Genomic DNA, 17,715 nt, shown 5'->3' with positions numbered 1-17,715 from the left:
TATGTATCAGCGATCACCACGCCAGACAATGCCGGTTCAATTGGCGTAATGGTTAAACTGGGCATGCAGTTTATTAAGCGCTACCGGCATCAGGACGCACTGGGTGAAGTTGATGCGGTGCTATACAGGAAGAATATTGATGAAAATTACTAGTTTTTTACCCTGGTTTGGCGCCGCCAGTTGCGCGCTGGCAATGCAGGTCAGTGCCAATACCATTTATCTGGTGCGTCACGCTGAAAAGCAAGACGACAGCAAAGACCCGGCGCTGTCCGAGTGCGGTCAGAAAAGAGCACAAACCCTGGCAGCTTTCTTTGCCGACATTCCGTTGGCCGCTGTGTATGCCACACCCTATAAGCGTACCCAGCAAACGGCGGCAGCCGTTGCCAATAACAAAAAACTGCCAGTTCAACAATACGATGCGCGTAAGCCAGAGCTGTTACAACAGCAGCTACAGGCCTATACCCAGCCAGTATTGGTGGTGGGGCATAGCAACACGGTACCCGAACTGGTTAAGCTGCTAAGCGGTATCGAGGTTGCGCCACTGACAGAGCAGCAATATAACCTGCTTTACCAGGTACAATTGGGCCAGCAGGGCAGTGTGACTATTCGGCAGCAGCCATTTGGCTGTGGCCAGACGATAAAATAAGGTCTGATTTTACTCATGCAGTTATAAGAATGTTTTAACGTTTTACACATACAAACAAAGCATTGCCAGAGGTGTTGTCCCATAGGGTTATTTTGTCGTAATCATGGGCCATAACATGCACTTCAAAGTAAGGTATAAGCAGTGCTTGCAACTCGTTAAAACTCACCGCCACCATAATGTGCTGGTCCCGCCATAATTCGGTTGTTGCTGCGGTAGTCTTGGCGATGCTCAGGTTAAGGGCTTGTTGCTCACCCTCGCCTTGGTAGTGCCAACCTGATTCAAAAACAAACTGGCTGTTATCAAGCTGGGTACCATGGCGAATGGTCGACAAATTACAAATTTTATCTTTATCTACGGTATTGAAAACAAATAATCCACCCGGCGTTAGCGCATTGTATATGCTGGCCAGGCAATGTTTTAGAGCATTGACGCTAGGATTGTAATGAAGGGAATACAAAAAACAAGTTACCAGATCTACCGGTGAATCCAGCGTGAAGCTTGCCATATTATGCAGCATAAAATTAGCTTCAGGGCAGCGGGCGCGGGCCAGGTCCAGCATCGGCTGGTTCAGATCCAGACCACTGCACTGATAGCCATAATCAATAAAATGCCGGATATGCGGGCCGGTGCCACAGGCTAAATCAAGATGCCTGTTACCGCCATTTCCCAGCAACTGATGAAGCCGGTGCACCATATTGCTCTGGGCCAGATAATTAATGTCGCAACACATTAAATCATAATAGGCCGATAAATCGGTGTACAGGGCATTGGGTGACAACATAATAGCTGCTGACGTTAAATTAAGGTGGCGCATTTTATAGCAGTTTACCCGCTTTGCGAAGCGGGTAATGTCAGCAAATATACTGGTTAAACCGTAAAACCGCTCAGTAACTTTTTCATGTCATTGGCCATTTGACGCAGTTGCTCGCTCGACCCTGATAACTCAGTTGATTTGACAGTAGTGCTCTCAATCGCGTTAGCAATAGTTTCCATATTCTTGTTAATGGTGCCAGCTACGGCAGCTAATTCTTCGGTAGCACTTGCAAGCTGATCATTTACATCGGTAATGCTGGAAACCGCAGTATTAATTTGTAGCAGTGCAGTGCTGGCTTGCTGAGAACGGATTATCGTTTGCTCAGTTTCAATTTTGCTTTGTTCCATCGATTCAACAGCGTTGGCAGAGTCTTGCTGAATACCCTGAATACGCTGATTGATATCATGAGTTGACGCTTGTGAACGGCTGGCCAAGGTGCGCACTTCGTCGGCAACAACGGCAAAACCCCGACCCATTTCACCGGCCCGCGCTGCCTCAATGGCGGCATTAAGTGCCAGTAAATTAGTTTGTTCAGCAATTGAACCAATAACATCGGTAACTGCGCCGACTTCCTCACCACGTTTTGATAATTGAGCGATGACTTCTGACACGTGTTCCAGTTTTATCTTCAAATCATCAATAGCTTTAATGGTTTGTGCTACGGCGGCTGTGCCATTTTGCGCTTCGCCAGTCGCGTCATTAGCTGCTTTTGCGGCAGTAGTAGCGCTTCTGGCCATATCTTCACAAGTGGTTGCCATTTGATGAACTGCCGTGGCTACCTGAGTAGTTTGTTCCATCACACTATGTAGAATATGTTGGGTATGTTTACTGGTGTCGTCCAGCTCGCGTGACTGCTCGGCTAATTGCTCCGCCATAGCAGTTTGTTGGCTGATAATCTCTCTTAATCGTTTGATTAAAACACTTAGCGCGGCCAGCAAGCTGCCTGTATCGCCTTTGCGTAATTCAATATTGACTGAGAAATTACCATTGGCCACTTTTTTAACCAATTTTTTGGTAGTTGCTACTTCACCACCCAATTCCAACAGCAACCAGCGGCGGATGTATAACGAAATACCGATGGTCAGAGCAATAACGACAATCACAACCAGCCCGACTCGTGTCGCCATACTCCAGAATGCGGCCTTAACATCATCAATATAAATTCCTGAACCCAGCACCCAGCCCCAATTATCGTCCTTTGCTACATAGGACAATTTGGTATAGCGTTCTTCAGTAACACCACCGCCTGCTATTGGTTTAGTCCACTGATACTCAACAAAGCCAGCACCAAAGCGGTCGATAACATCGACAAAACTGACAAACAAATTAGCGTTATTAAGTTCGATTTGCTCACTGCCATCACGGTTTCGCATTAGCGTCGCATAGTTGAAATTTGGTCTGTTCAAGATGGTGCCATCAAGCGTCGGCACTGTTGGGTGCATAATCATTGTTGGAACAGGCCGGCCCATGTCGTTAATCCAAATATATTCAGTACCGTCATAACGGATAGCTTTAATAGCGGCCATCGCTTGCTGCTGAGCTTGTTCTTTATTCAGGGCGCCACTTTGTTCTAATGTCTGATAATGTTTAATCAGGCTCATACCGCTGTCGATAACGGCAACTACCCGATCTTGCCTCCCTTCAATCAGGCTGGTACTAAGTGCATTGAGGGCAACAGCTGCTAAAATTAAAAACCCAGTTAACGCCAGTATAGGCATGCTGAGTAACCGTCCACCTACCGTATTCCAGAATCCCATTGGATACCTCTGTGAGATTTATTTATTAGTTTTGCAGGTATTTCATCTGCTTAACGCCGCAACGTAAAACTGAGCATAGCAAGTTTGGTTGAAGTTGCCACAACGTAGATAATCTTTCGCCATACAGGTAAATAACCTATTATGATGACCGCAAAATTGCAAATTCCGGTACCGGCATAGTCCGGTTAACCATCCCAGAATTATTAAGGTGATATGAATTCTAATTCCAGACAGTCAACTCATAGCACACAGTCGGTTTTACCCTGGCTGGTCGGTTTTTTAAAACCATATCGCGTCAGGGTAGCCGGCGCCATGTTGTTTTTATTGATTGGTTCTCTGTCCTGGCTGGCACTTGGTCAGGGTGTACGTTTATTGGTTGATCAGGGCTTTGTCGAGGGCGATAGCGCCCGGCTTAATTCAATTATCCTGCTGATTTTATTGATCACCTGCGTGAGTGCTTCAGCAGTGTTTTGTCGGTTTTATCTAATGACCTGGCTGGGCGAACGGGTCAGCGCCGACATTCGAAACCATGTTTACCGGCATATGCTGCTGTTATCACCTGCTTTTTATGGTGAAACCCGAACCGGCGAGGTTATTTCCCGTTTTACTGCCGATACCACCGTACTGCAAACCGTGGTGGGCTCCAGCTTTTCGATGGCGCTGCGATCGGTTGTTACCGCCGTAGGCGGTTTACTGATGATGGCGTTTACCAGTTTAAAAATGACCGGCTTAGTGTTAATTGCGGTACCGCTGGTGTTGGTGCCGATTTTTGTATTGGGGCGGCGAGTCCGTTATATGGCGCGGGCCAGCCAGGACCGGCTAGCCGACATTGGTGCTCATGTTGATGAAAGTCTGCATGAAATTCATACTGTACAGGCTTATGGCCATGAAGCGCTGGATCAGCAACAGTTTGCCAGCAAAATTGAGCAGGTAATGGCTGCGGCGAGGCAGCGTATTTTTTACCGTGCATTGTTAATCGGTTTGGTCATGTTGCTTAGTATCAGTGCCGTTACCCTGGTTGGCTGGGTTGGCGCGCTGGATGTGCTGGCGGGTAAGATTAGTGCCGGGGAGTTAACTGCCTTTTTATTTTACGCTGTGGTAGTCGCTGGCTCTGTTGCTACCATCAGCGAAGTGATTGGCGAGATACAGCGGGCGGCGGGCGCTACCGAGCGTTTGATCGAATTAGCCAGCATACCGCTGGAAATCGCTGCACCTGCCACACCCGCCCGCTTAGCCATGCCTGTTAAGGGCAGCCTGGTGTTTGACGATATCAGTTTTTACTATCCGCAATTGCCCGAGCAAACTGTGCTTAAGCAGCTTAATCTGCATATTGCCGCGGGAGAGCGCGTAGCGTTAGTTGGCCCCAGTGGCGCTGGCAAAACCACGTTATTTCAATTACTGCAGCGCTTTTATAACGTGCCAATGGGTCGGATTTTGCTGGACGGGGTAGATATTAGCTTACTTGATCCAGCGGTGCTGCGGGCGCAGTTTGCGTTGGTACCCCAAGATGCAGTGATTTTTGCCGATAGCGTGCTGGAGAACGTGCGATATGGTCGTCCCGGTGCCAGTGAGCAAGACGTTATTGCCGCCTGCAAAGCGGCAGAGGCTGATGCGTTTATTCAGGAACTGAGTGAAGGGTATCACAGCCAGTTGGGCGAGCGGGGCGTGCGTTTATCCGGCGGTCAGAAACAACGAATAGCCATCGCCAGGGCGATGTTAGCCGACAGGCCGCTGCTGCTGTTAGATGAGGCAACCAGTGCGCTGGATGCTGCCAGTGAGCACCTGGTTAAGCAGGCACTAGCGCAGTTAATGCAAGGCAAAACTACCTTAATTATTGCCCACCGGTTAAGTACCGTATTACATGCTGATCGCATTGTGGTATTGGATAAAGGCCAGCTGATTGCGGTAGGTACACATAGCGAACTGATGCAAAGCTGCCCGTTGTATCAGCAACTTGCTCAGTTGCAGTTTTTAAATGCGGACAGTGCTGATTAGGACAAGGGCGTTATTTACGGCAGTATCGCTTCGTAAATTAACGTCATAATCGTGCCATAGCGGCCGGTTTCAAAGCTGTCAGCGCTAAACTCGTAGCTTTTACCGTTTGTAACAATCGGGCTGTGTTTTTTATTAGTCAGCAGCACCACCATAAGGTTATGTTGCGGATCGATCAGGGTAGCCGTGCCAGTCCAGCCGGTGTGGCCATAAGCATAATCGCTGGCATAAGCGCCAAAATGCCAGTTTAAATCACCGCCAGCGGCGGTGCGCCAGCCTAATCCAAAACGATGATCATAGCCGGATGGCCGGGTAAATTGCTGCACCACCGCCGGACTGAAAAATCGTTGCCAGCCATAACCCCCTTGCTGTGCCACGACACTCATTACCACTGCCAGATCCCGGGCACTGGCAAACAATCCGGCATGGCCGGCCACGCCCTGCAATGCATGAAAGGCTTTTTCATCGTGTACCTCGCCGCGCAGCACGCCTTGCCGGTTAGCCGGAAAGCTTACCCGGCCACCACGGCTGTTGCCATCAAGCTCAGTAGCGGCGATGCGTTTAGGGGAGACGCCGTGTTGCAGCGGATTAAACATCAGGTTATTTAAGCCCAGGGGCCGGTAAAACTGCTGCTGCAAATAGCGATCTAACGGCATCGCCGTCAGGCGCTCTATCAGCAAACCCAGCAGCATAAAGTTTACGTCGCTATAGCGTGCAGTGGTGCCGCGCTTACTGATAAAAGGAACTTGTCCCAGCAAAAGCTGATCGGTATAAGCTTTATTAAGAGAGTAAAATAATAAGCCATTACTGTTGTCAGGCCGATGAAAATGGACTTCTGGTGCATAACCACTGGTGTGATGAAGCAGGTCGCTGACTAGACGTTGTTCGCGGCCATCTCCCAGGTATTCGGGCAGGTAATCGCTAAGCGGCCGGTTAATATCCAGCATACCGCTACTGACTAACTGCATTATGGCGTAGGTAGTGGCGTACATTTTAGTGTTAGAGGCAATATCAAATAAGGTATTGGTCTGCATCGGCTCTGGGCTGAGATGCTCGGTACCGTCTGTGGCAAAGCGCAAGGCATAACCATATGCAGTTTGTTTGATGATTTTGCCGTCTTTTACCACCAGTAAAACGGCACCTGGAAAGCCTTCGGCAATTTCTGAATTGATAAGGCGATCGACTTTCGCAAAGCGCGGGCTGTTAATGTCGGCATGCAGCGGCTTCTCATCAAGCTCTGGATAGGGCAGTGCCAGCATGATCTGAGCACTGGCTGGCGTTACCTCAATCAGTTGCAGGTAATTCGCACCGTCCCGGGTGTACGCACTAAGATCTATTTTAAACGGCTGGCCGTGTTCTTGCCGGCGCAGCGTTATCAGCTGATTATTAACGGCGACAGTAGCAGAGCTTGCCTGTGCCATATCTACCAGCAGCAGGCCCTGACCTTGCCAGCTGTTAAAGCGTCGCCGGTTATTTACCCCAACGCGACTGCTTTGTTGTTCCGGCCACTGCAGATAATACTGGCCGGCCTGCTCTGCCAGTGCCAGTTGCTCGGCCGCCGTCAGCGGTTGTGCGCTTGCTACTGGTGCAGCGGGATCGGGGAGTGCAGCACAACCTGCCAAAACGGTCTGCACAACTGCTGTCAGTGTTAATACCATTAATAACCGCATCTGCTTACCTTCACCGCTCGCAACAACAAACACATTACTTATGCTGAATGACTGCACTATACCAAGTTAGTCTGCAAATCAGAAACTTTGTTATTTAACTTATTCCTGCAATGGTTAATACCGTGTAATATTCGTTTGCTGATGTTGTGAGTAGCTGACGTTAGTGCAGCAGGATCAGAGACCTTCTATAAAAGACTTGTTGTGAAAGGCGATATAGAATGGATCATGCGTAAAGGATTATAAATGAAGGCTGATGTATGAGGGATTATGAAAGTTGGCATTGGATATAGTAATGGCGAGGATGCGTGTGTTGCTGGCCAGCAGGCAGCAAAAGCTGCTATAGCGCAGGCGCTGTTTGGTCAGCCTGATCTGGTACTGGCTTTTTGCAGTGGCAGGCTGGATCATCAGGAGTTTTACCGCGGTTTGCGGCTGATCTTAGGGCCGGAAGTAAATATTTTCGGAGGCTCTGCAATTGGGGTGATCACCAATTCTCAATTGTCCTATCAAGGCTTTCCGGCGGCGGTTGCCGTAGTGAAGTTTGAAGATAACTATTGTCAGATGGCAATAGCCAGTGGCTTGTTTAACAGTCCGTTTAACGCCGGCGAGCAGTTAGCCGCGGCGTTACCCAACATGCCAGATGCCAGTCTATTGCTGCTGCTTTATGATTCCATTAAATTTGCAGGTTCAGAGCACATCGCGCCGGTGATGAACCCCTCGGCGCCGCTATTGCGTGGCCTCGAGATGAATTTATCCAGTGTGGTGCCGGTTGCTGGCGCAGGATTACTGGGCGATCAGGGCTTTGGCCATACTCAGCAGTTTTGTGGCAAAAGTATCGCTCAGCAAAGTGCTACAGCGCTGGTGTTTGGCGGTAATTTAACGTCTTATATCGGAGTTATGCATGGTTGTCAGCCGCTAAGCACCCAGCGTTACACGGTCACCGGCATTTTTGGCCAGTATTTATATTCGCTGGATGGTAAACCTGCGGTTGAAGTTATCGATCAGGCTTTTGGTAGCAGCACCTGGCGACAACGTTCGCCGGTCAGCAAGCTGTGTCTTGGCATTCCAGAGACCGATAGCACCGCGGCGGCCAGCGAAAATGACTTTAGTAACCGGTTGATCAGTGGCATTTTACCGAATGATGAAGGGCTGATCCTGTTTGAGCCTGATATGCACGAAGGTATGCAAATTCAGTTAATGCGCCGCAGTCCGGCTCTGGGCAGGGTTTCGGCCAGAACCAGCACTGAGACACTGTTACAGCGCATTAAGCAGGATGGCAAGCAGCCGTTATTTGCGCTTTATATGGATTGCGCCGGCCGGGTGGCCCGGTTTGATGATAATGAACAGCATGAGCTCGGCCAGGAAGAGGCTGTTGAAGTACAAAATTTACTTAACAACGCCAGAATACCGCTACTGGGCTTTTACTGCGGGGTAGAAATTGCGCCGCATGCTGGCAAAAGCCGGGGCTTGGACTGGAGTGGCGTATTAATTGTGTTTTCCCGCTAAGGTGCTACTTCGCTATGACCGTGCTGTTGTCAAAGTGACGTTGTAAATAGCTGATAATATCGGCTGACTCATATAGCCAGATTGGTGGCTGGCCTGGCTGGCTGATCTGCAGGCAGGGCACTTTCACTTTACCGCCGCCTTCTGCCAGCTCATTCCGGTGTTGCTGATTATGCTGCGCATTACGTTTTTCAATGTTAAGGCCTAAGCGGGCTATTTCTTTCCGAACTTTGATACAAAAAGGGCAAGCGCTAAACTGATATAGCGCAAGGTACTGACAGCTTTCATCAACTTTGCGTTGTTGCGCCGCGTCACGGCCAATGGCTTTTGGTCTGGTAAGCCATTCACTGAGTAACATAAAAGGCGTTAAGATAAGCCGGACCAACTTAAAGAACAAACGGATAAACAAACGCATTGCGTACTCTTTAGCTAAAGGAAAATCGGCGCAAGTATACCAAAAACAGGAGAGCAGTGTGAACTACCTGGCCCATGCGGTACTGGCAAAACAAAATCCTTATTCGTTAACCGGTAATTTACTTGGCGATTTTTGCAAAGGCGTTCAGGTTGGCAGTTTGCATCCTGATATCAAAGCAGGGCTGGACAATCACCGTGCCACCGATCGTTTTACCGACAGTCATATTATCGTCAGGACAGCTAAAGCCGGGTTTTCGCAGGGGCGTCGCCGTTTTGCCGGAGTAGCACTGGATGTGTTGTTTGATCACTTTTTAATTCGGCACTGGCAGCAATTTTACAGCGCGCCTTTTGCCGACTATAAATTGAAATTGTACCAACACTTGTCTGAGGCGATGCCTTTAATGCCGTTGCCAATGCAACAGACCATGCTGAGGGTGTGCCGCTATGATTGGTTTGCCAGTTACCAGCACTTATCCGGGCTGGGCCAGGCACTGGATCATATTGCCGGGCGTATCCGCTTTGCAAACAATTTTGGCGGAATTATTGACGAAATCACCCCACGCTATGCCGAGTTGGAACAGAGTTTTTTGCAGTTTTATCCGCAGTTGCAACGGCATTTACAACAGTTAGCGCTTGAATCAGATGCTGGTCGCGGATCAATACCGACTGAACCAACACCAAACGTTTACGACTAACCACCTGGATTACAAGGAACAACGATGCCATCTCAGATCCTGGATTTTTGGTTTAATGAAATCAGCCCTAAACAATGGTGGGCTAAAGACAACCAGTTTGATCAGCTGATTAACGAGCGTTTTGGCGATTTGCTGCAGCAAGCCAGCCGCGGCGAATTATATCGTTGGCGCAGCGATGCAAAAGGGCGGCTGGCCGAGATTATTGTGCTTGATCAATTTTCCCGCAATATTCACCGCGATACGCCAGCGGCATTTGCGCAGGATGCGATGGCGTTAGTACTGGCGCAAGAGGCTGTGGCCGGCGGCGCCTTAGCGCAGTTAACTGCCGATGAGCGTAGTTTTTTATTGCTACCCTATATGCACAGTGAATCACCCCATATTCATCAGTTGGCTGAACTACTTTATAAACACCATGCGCCGGATAACAATTACCAGTTTGAGTTAAAACACAAAGCGATAATTGATCGGTTTGGTCGTTATCCACACCGCAATGCCATTTTGGGCAGGGAATCGACGGCAGAAGAGCTTGAGTTTTTAAAGCAACCGGGCTCCGGTTTTTAATTTACGTTAACCTTATCCGGGCGCAGTAACACTAAAGTGTTATGGTTGAAATTTGAACAGCTGTTTAAGTTATCTGTGACCTAACCAAGGAGTCACCTATGATAACAATTAAAAAAGCATTGCTGGTCCTCATCACCAGCATCGCGCTGCTGGTAGCGACCAAGTTACACGCCTGTGTTGACGCTGTTGTACTGGTACACGGTAATACTGCCAGCACCAGCAGTTGGGACACCACCTACAATTATTTACGAAGCAAAGGCTACCAGGCTGCTGACATATACCGGCCCAACTGGGGATCGAAAACGTGCGCTGCCTGCAATGATCACAGTGGCAGTGAAGAAACGCCGGTACGTAATGCCATCACATCAGCAATTAATAGCTCCTGCACCGGTAAAATTGATGTTATCGGCCATTCGATGGGCGCTACTCTGGCTGCCCAGCAAATTGATAAATTAGGTGTGGCCTCCCAGGTTGATGCTTTTGTTGGTGTAGCAGGCGCTTTTCGCGGTTTATTAAGTTGTGGGGTTTATCCCTATAATGTCTGGAACTCGACGTGCGGGAGTAACGGTTTATCAGTATCCAGTCCGTTTCTGGATCGCTTGTATGGTGTAAGGTTTGGCCAGCGGGTGTACTCCATTAAAAGTAATATTGATCAGGTAGTATGTTCTACCGGCAGTTGTCTGGTTTACGGCGTACATAGCAGCCGGATTTGGGGTGAAAACGCTACCTATACTTATGCGTTAGGCCATTTTGGTTTGCAAACAGATACCGCAGTTCAGCAATATAACCTAATCAGGTAGTCGCTGGTAAGCTGTCGTAAAGCCCGTTCTTCAGATTTTGGTAACAACTGAAGAACGGAAGTTTGTTTACCGGCTATTGCGCTGGTGGGGAGCATGATAATTGATATCGGGCCCGACGGGTACGACCTGACTTGGATTTATCATGGTGTGGCTGAAATAGTAATGGCGCTTAATATGATAAAAATCGACGGTGTTAGCGACACCTGGCCACTGATAAAGCTCGCGGGTAAAGCCGGCAAGGTTTGGGTAGTCTTCCAGTCGCTGCTTGTTACACTTAAAGTGGCCATGATATACCGCATCAAAGCGAATTAACGTGGTAAATAAGCGCCAGTCCGCCTCCGTTAGTAAATTACCGGTTAAGTAACGGTTTTTACTCAGGATAGTTTCTACCTGTTCCAGCGCGGTAAACAACTGTGAATAGGCTTCCTCATAAGCTTGCTGACTGGTGGCAAAACCACAGCGGTATACACCATTATTGATGTTGTTATAGACCAGCTCGTTAATCTGATCGATTTGTGGCTGGATATCCGCTGGACAATAATCGTCAGTATTGCCGGTAAGATGGTTAAAGGCCGTATTGAGCATCCGGATAATATCAGCCGACTCGTTGCTGACGATGCAGTTTTGCTGTTTATCCCACAGTACCGGCACCGTTACCCTGCCGCTGTAATCGTGCTGGTGGCGGGTGTAAACCTGATGTAAAAAATCGTAGTCAAAAAGGCTGTCACCGCTGCTGTGATTGCTGGTATTAAACTCCCAGCCATTTTCAAGCATATCGGGGCTGACCACCGACACGCTGATATAATCGGTCAGGTTTTTCAGCTGACGAAATATCAGGGTTCGATGTGCCCAGGGGCAGGCCAGTGACACATACAAATGATAGCGGTCTTTCTCAGCTTTAAAGCCCGCTTTGCCAGTTGGGCCAGCGCTGCCATCTTTGGTAACCCAGTTACGCAATTGGGCATCTTCTCGTTTGAATTTACCATCATTGCTGTCAGTGTCGTACCATTTATCCTGCCATTTACCGTCTACCAGTAACCCCATGTCAGACTCCTTATTGTTGCAAAAATTATCTGGCCAGCATCTGTTTGCTGGTGATCTTATGCTTTACTTTAGCCAAATTTAACTCGCGGCGATATTTGATAATAATGGCAGGTTTGTCCTACAAATTAGAAGATAGCCGGTTAGGCTGTCATTGAGCGCAGCTGCGGCGCAGAGCAACGTGTGTAAATTGCCTGCTGTGCTAAAAAGCGTTAGCGTAAGGTAAAAATGACGATAGAGAAGACAAAATGACAGCAAATCCGGATTACGATATTGGGATAGCAGGGCAAAAGTGGGGCGATGCCGAAAAAGCACAGTGGCTGACCCGACAACAGATCCAGCGCAGCTATCAGCAGCAGGTGCTGGTGAAATTAGAGCAAGTTGTGCCAGGTTTCACCCGCCAGCAATACGGTGAGCTGGATTATCGCCAGTATGGTGGTGGCATATACCCGCTTTATGCATTTAGTAATGGATTAGATGCTGACAAAGTGACAGTACTAATCAGCGGTGGGGTACATGGCTACGAAACCAGCGGTGTGCAGGGCGCCATTCGTTTTTTGCAAACGGCAGCAGTGGATTACCGTGATCATTTTAATATTGTGGTGTTGCCCTGTATCAGCCCCTGGGGCTATGAAACCATTAACCGTTGGAACCCACTGGCGCTGGATCCTAACCGCAATTTTATTACTGACAGCCCGGTTGCCGAATCGGCAGCGGTAGTGGGTTATCTGCAGCAATTAAGCTTGCCGGTGCTGGCGCATATTGACTTGCATGAAACTACTGATTCAGACAACAGCGAGTTTCGGCCAGCGAAAGCGGCGCGTGATGGCGAAGTGAATACTAACTGGGATATCCCTGACGGCTTTTACTTAGTGGGCGACAGTACCAAGCCTGCGGCTGAATTTCAGCAAGCCATTAACCAGGCAGTGAGTAAGGTAAGCCAGATAGCCCCAGCTGATGGCAATGGCTGCTTAATTGGCGAGGCTATCAGCCAGCCCGGAGTGGTCAATTATCCGAAAAAAGCCCTTGGTTTATGTGGCGGCATTACTGATGCGCCTTATGTTACCACCACTGAGGTTTACCCTGACAGTCCCAATGCCAGCCCGGAGCAGTGCATTATGGCTCAGATGGCGGCTATTATAGGGGCACTGGAATTTTTGAAAAATAAAGGCTATTAATAAAGCTTGCTATACTCATCAGGTTTTTAAAAATATAACCAAGATCTGCGCAAGTTGCGGGTGAAGTCTGGTTTTCCGGTTGGCAACAAGGAAAACGTTATGGACAACCCGGTTATTATTTTGCATGGCTGGAGCGACAACAGTCGCTCTTTTGCCACTATCAGCAAATTTATCAAACAGTTACCCAATAAAAAAACGGTGCATTTGCATCTTGGCGACTGGCTGTCGATGCACGATGATGTGACTTATACCGATTTAGGCACCGCCATGCAGCGCGCCTGGCATGAAATGGGCCTGCCAACCAGTGATCGCAGCGTTGATCTGGTGGTGCACAGCACCGGCTCCCTTGTCGCAAGGCAATGGCTTACCCAGTTTTACAGCGCCAGCCATAATCCGGTAAAACGTTTTGTGATGATGGCGCCGGCTAATTTTGGCTCGCATTTAGCGCACAAAGGCCGCAGCTTTTTTGGCCGTGCGGTTAAAGGCTGGGGCCAGCCGGGTTTTCAGACGGGTACCCAAATTCTAAAAGGGCTGGAACTGGCCTCTCCGTATAGCCAGCAACTGGCGTTTAACGATTTATTTGCCGAAGAGAGCTGGTATGGCGCCGGCAAAATTCTGGCAACCGTAATGATTGGTAATACCGGTTACTCGGGTATCAGTGCTATTGCCAATGAAGCCGGCTCCGATGGCACCGTGCGGATCAGTGGCGCTAATTTAAATTGCAGCCGCATTACCGTAGCGCTGGACGAGCAGCAATGTGTGTTACCCGGCAGTTTAAAGTTTAGCCGCAGCAAAGGCGATATTGCGCTGGCTATCTTAGACAATGAAAACCACAGCTCTCTGGTTTTTAAAGATAAAGGGCCAAACAACCCGCTTACCCGGACAATTTTAGAGAAAGCGTTGCAAGTAGGAGATGCTGACTACCAGCCGCTCGCCGACAGTTTTAACTGGCAGCAGCAGATTAATGCACTGGACCCGGCCGTTATCGGCAAAAGCCCGCAGCGCAGTCAGGTAGTGTGTCAGCTGACCGATCATCTGGCGAATAATGTGCAGGACTATTTTGTCGAGTTTTACCGCACCGGTAAAAAAGATGAGAAGTTTGAGCAGCAGCTATATCAGCAGTTTTTATGCGGGGTGCATGCCTACAGCGATAACGGTGCTTACCGTACCCTGTATTTTAATTTGGCCAGCCTGAACGAATTGCGCCAGCGCTATCAGCTCAATAAGTTGTACATCAGCTTTAATGCCGAGCCGCATTATAAGCCACCACGCCAGCCCGTAGGGTACGCCAGTGTTGCGGCGACCGACACCGCAGGGTTAAAGCTGCAACCCGATGAAATTGACTGGTTATTTACCCCACATCAAACGGTGTTACTGCAAGTGGTGATGCAGCGCAGCGTCGATGCCGCTGTGTTTAAACTGCGCCGCTAGCACTTAGCGTCATCACTGTATTTAACAAGGAGTTAAATATGAAAAATGTTAAGGCAGTATTGTTATTTCTTACCCTGGCGTTTAGTCAGGTATTTTTATTAGTGTATAGCGCAGTAGCCGAAGCCGCTTTAATTCGTAATGGCGGTAAAGGCAGTATTTCGATTAGTTTTCCGACCTGGGTGGTTATGGTGCCGGAAAGTGAGCTGGTAGTTGGTTTATTACGGGAAGAATATTATGCCGCCGGGGTGCCGCAAGCAAGCAGAGGTCCCGGTGAGTATTATATTTCAGCGGTTCCGGAGGAAGACTGTATTGTTTATCTGGATGGCAATACCCCCTTTGAAGGTGAACCCTGCTACTGGCAGTTTTATCAGGGTGAAATGTTAGATCTGTTTGGTTATACCCAGAGTTTTTTTACTGAGGCGCAGTCGCTATTAAGCTGGACTATCAGTAATGGCACTGACTCCTGGGTATTTGGCGGGGCTGATACGGCTGTAGAAGAGGGGTTAGCCTGGCAAACCCGGCGCGAGATTTATATGAATGCCGCCATGCCGGCTGATTTACTGCCGGGTGAATATTCGCTGACAGCCAGCCTGGATATGACCGCCCCCGAGGGGTTCGTATTTTATAATATTGATACCTTTATCAGCGAGCCAGCCTGTATTCCGGAGCTGGGAGGTTGCTTTCGTTTTGGTAGCAGTTTTGGTGATAGCTGGCGGGTAACAAGCGATCCTGAGCGGTTTGTGGTGCTGCCGCTGGCGGTATCTGAACCGGCAACCTTTGGTTTGTTTTCGTTGCTGTTATTATTGCTGTATCGCCGGGCAGGGCGGCTTTAATGAAAACTGAAGCTAGTCAGGCGGGTTATTTAATGTGTTTTGCAGCTTAGCCGCCGCTTTAGCCCGTTGCACCTGCAATGCCTGCTCAATGGTGCTAAATAATGCTTTCGCCTCCGTCGTATCGGCTATCGGCGCCAACAACGGGTCGTGTTGGCTCCACCATTGCCTCCAGCCCTGTTCTACTGCCGCACTAAGTTCAGCTAATGCCTGTTCCGGCCGGTTTTGCAAAGCTGCCAGCCGGGCATTCAGGTAACGGCGGTAAATATCCTGATAACTCGTGGGACCAGCTGGCGGTAGGGTATCCGTGCATTGCCGAAGAAGTTTGGCCGCGGCTTCAGCTTGCTGGCGCTGCTGATAAGCCCAGGCAATTTCTAATGCCGGGCTGCACATTGGCAAACTCAGTAAATCAGCTGGCTGAAAATACTGATGCGCCTGCAGCAGCAGCTCAATACCCTGGGCTTTATCACCGATTAATAACTGATACCAGCCAGCTTCAAAGGCTACCCAAGGATCTTCCGGGTTCGCCGCCAACTGAAAAGTCATTAATTCAATTAATTCGTTATATTTTCCGCGACGCAATAACAATGTAGCCTCGTAATGTTTGTCTGAAGTTACTTGTTCCACTTTATCTAATAGCTGTAATTCCAACATGGTACTTATTAGGTTGACTTGAAAATTGTTATTTTCCGGCGATAAGTTATATGCCTGCTGCCAGTAATCCAAACTCGCTGCCAGCTCGCCGGTTTGAGTCAGTAAATCGGCCAGGCCGGCATAGCCCATTGGCGAGTCGGGAAAATCGGCAATTAACTGTCGGTATTGTTGTTCTGCAAGGGTTAGCTCCCCTCGCTCGGCCAGTTTAAACGCCAGATTGTACTGATGGGTAATGGCTATTGGGTCGAGTTTGTATGCTTGCTGCAATGCTTGCCAGGCATCCTGGCTGCGGCCCAGTTGCTCCAGCGCTGCAAAACGCCACAAATGCACCTGAGCTAAGTTAGGGTTAAGGCTAAGCGCTTTATCCAGCGCCGGCAAGGCTGCGTCGTAATCACTTTGTAAATAAAACAGCATTAAACCTCGCACGGCATGGGCTTGGGCCAGTTCGGGCGCCCGCACCAGCGCTTTGGCTAAATGTTGCTCAGCCAGGGTGGCGGCAATATCAGCTTTTAATACGCCAAAACTGGCGCTGCCTTCTGCCAGTAAAATAATGGTATCTGCCAAAGCAACATAAGCCATAGCGTATTCCGGGTCGAGTGCTATGGCCTGTTCAAATAAGCGTCGGGCTTCTTTAATAGACTCAGTGGTTTGCAAGCGGTACTGCTCGCGGCCGCGCAGGTACATCATATAGGCATCTGTGCTGGCGGTGCTGTTCAGGCTGCTCAGGCTGCCGGCTTCCAGGTAGCGCTGTTGCAGCAGATTGGCAATAGCCCGGGCGATTTCGGTTTCTACTGCAAAAATATCGCTAAGTTCCCGTGAAAAGCTCTGGCTCCATAAGGTCATGCCGTCTTCGGCATTAATCAGCTCTACCCGCAACCGGATTTGATTACCAATTTTATGAATACTGCCACTTAGTAAGGTATCAACCTTAAGCCGTCTGGCAATATCCACCGGCAGCAGGTTTTGCCGGGCCAGGTTGAAACCGGCGCTGGCCGATGCCACCTGTAAACCCGAAACCTGACCAAGTAAACTGGCCAGTTCTTCGGTAACGCCAGCCGCCAGATACTGCTGGTCACTTTCAGGGCTTTGATCGCGAAATGGCAAAACAGCGATAGAGCTGGCTTTTACGTTGTTTATCAGGCCTTCAGTGCGTTTTACAAAGTCGGTACGGGCGTTATCAAAATAATGCAGGCCCAGCATTAAGGAACCCACCATAACGACGCTTAAACCCAGCCACCATTTAAGCCCAAGTGGCTTGGGGTTGTCGCTGTAATCAACGGCGGTAACCTTTATACCCTGGGGCGTAATATCAAAATACCAGGAAAGATAAAACACCACCGGAAAGCAGGCAAACAGGAAAATCGTCAGGCTGGTGGCAACAAAGGGGCTTAAATTTAACAGAGGAGTAACCACGGCAATAATTTGCAGGAGAAGCCAGATAACGCCCAGAAAAGGAATGAGGGTTTGAATAACTTTACGCCGGCGTAACTCCGATAAAAACCGCATTACTACTTTCACGCTTGTCTCCCTGACTTTTAATTCATAGTACTGGCTGGCACTTACCCGAACTGAGTTGGAGTTATATAAACTAAATATAATTTAGCAGCTTAGCATTATCAGAGTAAGCGTAGCAGGCAGCTGATATTTTAACCAAGTAAAGCGGAATAAAATTTACAAACTGTAAAATAACGCGGCTTGCCGCAAATTGTGGCTAAAGTGTTTCAAAATATTA

At 48.9% G+C, this 17,715-nt stretch carries 15 protein-coding genes; 9 read left to right on the top strand and 6 right to left on the bottom strand.

The window, feature by feature from the left end; all coding sequences use genetic code 11:
- Nucleotides 1-139 precede the first annotated feature (139 nt).
- Nucleotides 140-646 carry a histidine phosphatase family protein gene (locus ABY802_RS08365; RefSeq protein ID WP_372626590.1) on the top strand — a complete coding sequence of 169 codons (507 nt, stop codon included), beginning with the start codon at nt 140-142 and terminating at the stop codon, nt 644-646.
- A gap of 34 nt (nt 647-680) precedes the next feature.
- On the opposite strand, the gene ABY802_RS08360 is transcribed toward ABY802_RS08365, so the two are convergent.
- The gene (locus ABY802_RS08360) at nt 681-1,427 is read right to left on the bottom strand and encodes a class I SAM-dependent methyltransferase (protein ID WP_372626589.1); all 747 of its coding nucleotides are present in this window, start codon (nt 1,425-1,427) and stop codon (nt 681-683) included.
- Nucleotides 1,428-1,513: 86 nt separating this feature from the next.
- Complete coding sequence (locus tag ABY802_RS08355; RefSeq protein ID WP_372626588.1) at nt 1,514-3,217, bottom strand: methyl-accepting chemotaxis protein; 1,704 nt, start codon at nt 3,215-3,217, stop codon at nt 1,514-1,516.
- A 213-nt stretch (nt 3,218-3,430) separates the two neighbouring features.
- Between ABY802_RS08355 and ABY802_RS08350 the strand changes: the two genes are divergently transcribed.
- The gene (locus ABY802_RS08350; protein ID WP_372626587.1) at nt 3,431-5,212 is read left to right on the top strand and encodes an ABC transporter transmembrane domain-containing protein; all 1,782 of its coding nucleotides are present in this window, start codon (nt 3,431-3,433) and stop codon (nt 5,210-5,212) included.
- 14 nt (nt 5,213-5,226) lie between these two features.
- On the opposite strand, the gene pbp4b is transcribed toward ABY802_RS08350, so the two are convergent.
- On the bottom strand, nt 5,227-6,879 hold the full coding sequence (gene pbp4b / locus ABY802_RS08345; protein ID WP_372626586.1) for a penicillin binding protein PBP4B: 1,653 nt from the start codon (nt 6,877-6,879) through the stop codon (nt 5,227-5,229).
- Between the two features lie 267 nt (nt 6,880-7,146).
- Here pbp4b and ABY802_RS08340 point away from each other — a divergent pair, with 267 nt between their 5' ends.
- Complete coding sequence (locus ABY802_RS08340; RefSeq protein ID WP_372626585.1) at nt 7,147-8,382, top strand: FIST signal transduction protein; 1,236 nt, start codon at nt 7,147-7,149, stop codon at nt 8,380-8,382.
- Nucleotides 8,383-8,386: 4 nt separating this feature from the next.
- On the opposite strand, the gene ABY802_RS08335 is transcribed toward ABY802_RS08340, so the two are convergent.
- Nucleotides 8,387-8,794, bottom strand: a complete 408-nt coding sequence (locus ABY802_RS08335) for a glutathione S-transferase N-terminal domain-containing protein (protein WP_372626584.1) — start codon at nt 8,792-8,794, stop codon at nt 8,387-8,389.
- A 58-nt stretch (nt 8,795-8,852) separates the two neighbouring features.
- On the opposite strand from ABY802_RS08335, the gene ABY802_RS08330 reads away from it, so the two are divergent.
- The 3 genes from ABY802_RS08330 (at nt 8,853) to ABY802_RS08320 (ending at nt 10,849) form a co-directional block, all read left to right on the top strand.
- On the top strand, nt 8,853-9,488 hold the full coding sequence (locus tag ABY802_RS08330) for an ACP phosphodiesterase (protein WP_372626583.1): 636 nt from the start codon (nt 8,853-8,855) through the stop codon (nt 9,486-9,488).
- A 24-nt stretch (nt 9,489-9,512) separates the two neighbouring features.
- The gene (locus ABY802_RS08325) at nt 9,513-10,049 is read left to right on the top strand and encodes a DUF924 family protein (protein WP_372626582.1); all 537 of its coding nucleotides are present in this window, start codon (nt 9,513-9,515) and stop codon (nt 10,047-10,049) included.
- A 98-nt stretch (nt 10,050-10,147) separates the two neighbouring features.
- Entirely contained in the window at nt 10,148-10,849 is a 702-nt protein-coding gene (locus tag ABY802_RS08320; protein WP_372626581.1) for an alpha/beta fold hydrolase, read from the top strand.
- A 66-nt stretch (nt 10,850-10,915) separates the two neighbouring features.
- Here ABY802_RS08320 and ABY802_RS08315 read toward each other — a convergent pair whose 3' ends face one another.
- Nucleotides 10,916-11,893 carry a glutathione S-transferase family protein gene (locus ABY802_RS08315; RefSeq protein ID WP_372626580.1) on the bottom strand — a complete coding sequence of 326 codons (978 nt, stop codon included), beginning with the start codon at nt 11,891-11,893 and terminating at the stop codon, nt 10,916-10,918.
- Nucleotides 11,894-12,138: 245 nt separating this feature from the next.
- Here ABY802_RS08315 and ABY802_RS08310 point away from each other — a divergent pair, with 245 nt between their 5' ends.
- From ABY802_RS08310 to ABY802_RS08300, 3 genes are all read left to right on the top strand, one after another.
- Nucleotides 12,139-13,068, top strand: a complete 930-nt coding sequence (locus ABY802_RS08310; protein WP_372626579.1) for a M14 family metallocarboxypeptidase — start codon at nt 12,139-12,141, stop codon at nt 13,066-13,068.
- 99 nt (nt 13,069-13,167) lie between these two features.
- Nucleotides 13,168-14,499 (top strand): esterase/lipase family protein, encoded by a 1,332-nt coding sequence (locus ABY802_RS08305; protein WP_372626578.1) that lies wholly within the window; start codon nt 13,168-13,170, stop codon nt 14,497-14,499.
- Nucleotides 14,500-14,537: 38 nt separating this feature from the next.
- The gene (locus ABY802_RS08300) at nt 14,538-15,332 is read left to right on the top strand and encodes a hypothetical protein (protein WP_372626577.1); all 795 of its coding nucleotides are present in this window, start codon (nt 14,538-14,540) and stop codon (nt 15,330-15,332) included.
- 12 nt (nt 15,333-15,344) lie between these two features.
- On the opposite strand, the gene ABY802_RS08295 is transcribed toward ABY802_RS08300, so the two are convergent.
- Nucleotides 15,345-17,501 (bottom strand): hypothetical protein, encoded by a 2,157-nt coding sequence (locus ABY802_RS08295; protein ID WP_372626576.1) that lies wholly within the window; start codon nt 17,499-17,501, stop codon nt 15,345-15,347.
- Between the last annotated feature and the right edge of the window lie 214 nt (nt 17,502-17,715).

The sequence above is a fragment of the Arsukibacterium sp. genome (genome assembly GCF_041616895.1).
Taxonomy (GTDB): domain Bacteria; phylum Pseudomonadota; class Gammaproteobacteria; order Enterobacterales; family Alteromonadaceae; genus Alishewanella.
This window is presented reverse-complemented; position numbering and strand designations above follow the sequence as displayed.

Bases quoted from the DNA above. Each gene is read 5' to 3' on its own strand.
- ABY802_RS08365 (WP_372626590.1), top strand. From the start codon at position 140: ATGAAAATTACTAGTTTTTTACCCTGGTTTGGCGCCGCCAGTTGCGCG.
- ABY802_RS08360 (WP_372626589.1), bottom strand. From the start codon at position 1,427: ATGTTGTCACCCAATGCCCTGTACACCGATTTATCGGCCTATTATGAT.
- ABY802_RS08355 (WP_372626588.1), bottom strand. From the start codon at position 3,217: ATGGGATTCTGGAATACGGTAGGTGGACGGTTACTCAGCATGCCTATA.
- ABY802_RS08350 (WP_372626587.1), top strand. From the start codon at position 3,431: ATGAATTCTAATTCCAGACAGTCAACTCATAGCACACAGTCGGTTTTA.
- pbp4b (WP_372626586.1), bottom strand. From the start codon at position 6,879: ATGCGGTTATTAATGGTATTAACACTGACAGCAGTTGTGCAGACCGTT.
- ABY802_RS08340 (WP_372626585.1), top strand. From the start codon at position 7,147: ATGAAAGTTGGCATTGGATATAGTAATGGCGAGGATGCGTGTGTTGCT.
- ABY802_RS08335 (WP_372626584.1), bottom strand. From the start codon at position 8,794: ATGCGTTTGTTTATCCGTTTGTTCTTTAAGTTGGTCCGGCTTATCTTA.
- ABY802_RS08325 (WP_372626582.1), top strand. From the start codon at position 9,513: ATGCCATCTCAGATCCTGGATTTTTGGTTTAATGAAATCAGCCCTAAA.
- ABY802_RS08320 (WP_372626581.1), top strand. From the start codon at position 10,148: ATGATAACAATTAAAAAAGCATTGCTGGTCCTCATCACCAGCATCGCG.
- ABY802_RS08315 (WP_372626580.1), bottom strand. From the start codon at position 11,893: ATGGGGTTACTGGTAGACGGTAAATGGCAGGATAAATGGTACGACACT.
- ABY802_RS08310 (WP_372626579.1), top strand. From the start codon at position 12,139: ATGACAGCAAATCCGGATTACGATATTGGGATAGCAGGGCAAAAGTGG.
- ABY802_RS08305 (WP_372626578.1), top strand. From the start codon at position 13,168: ATGGACAACCCGGTTATTATTTTGCATGGCTGGAGCGACAACAGTCGC.
- ABY802_RS08300 (WP_372626577.1), top strand. From the start codon at position 14,538: ATGAAAAATGTTAAGGCAGTATTGTTATTTCTTACCCTGGCGTTTAGT.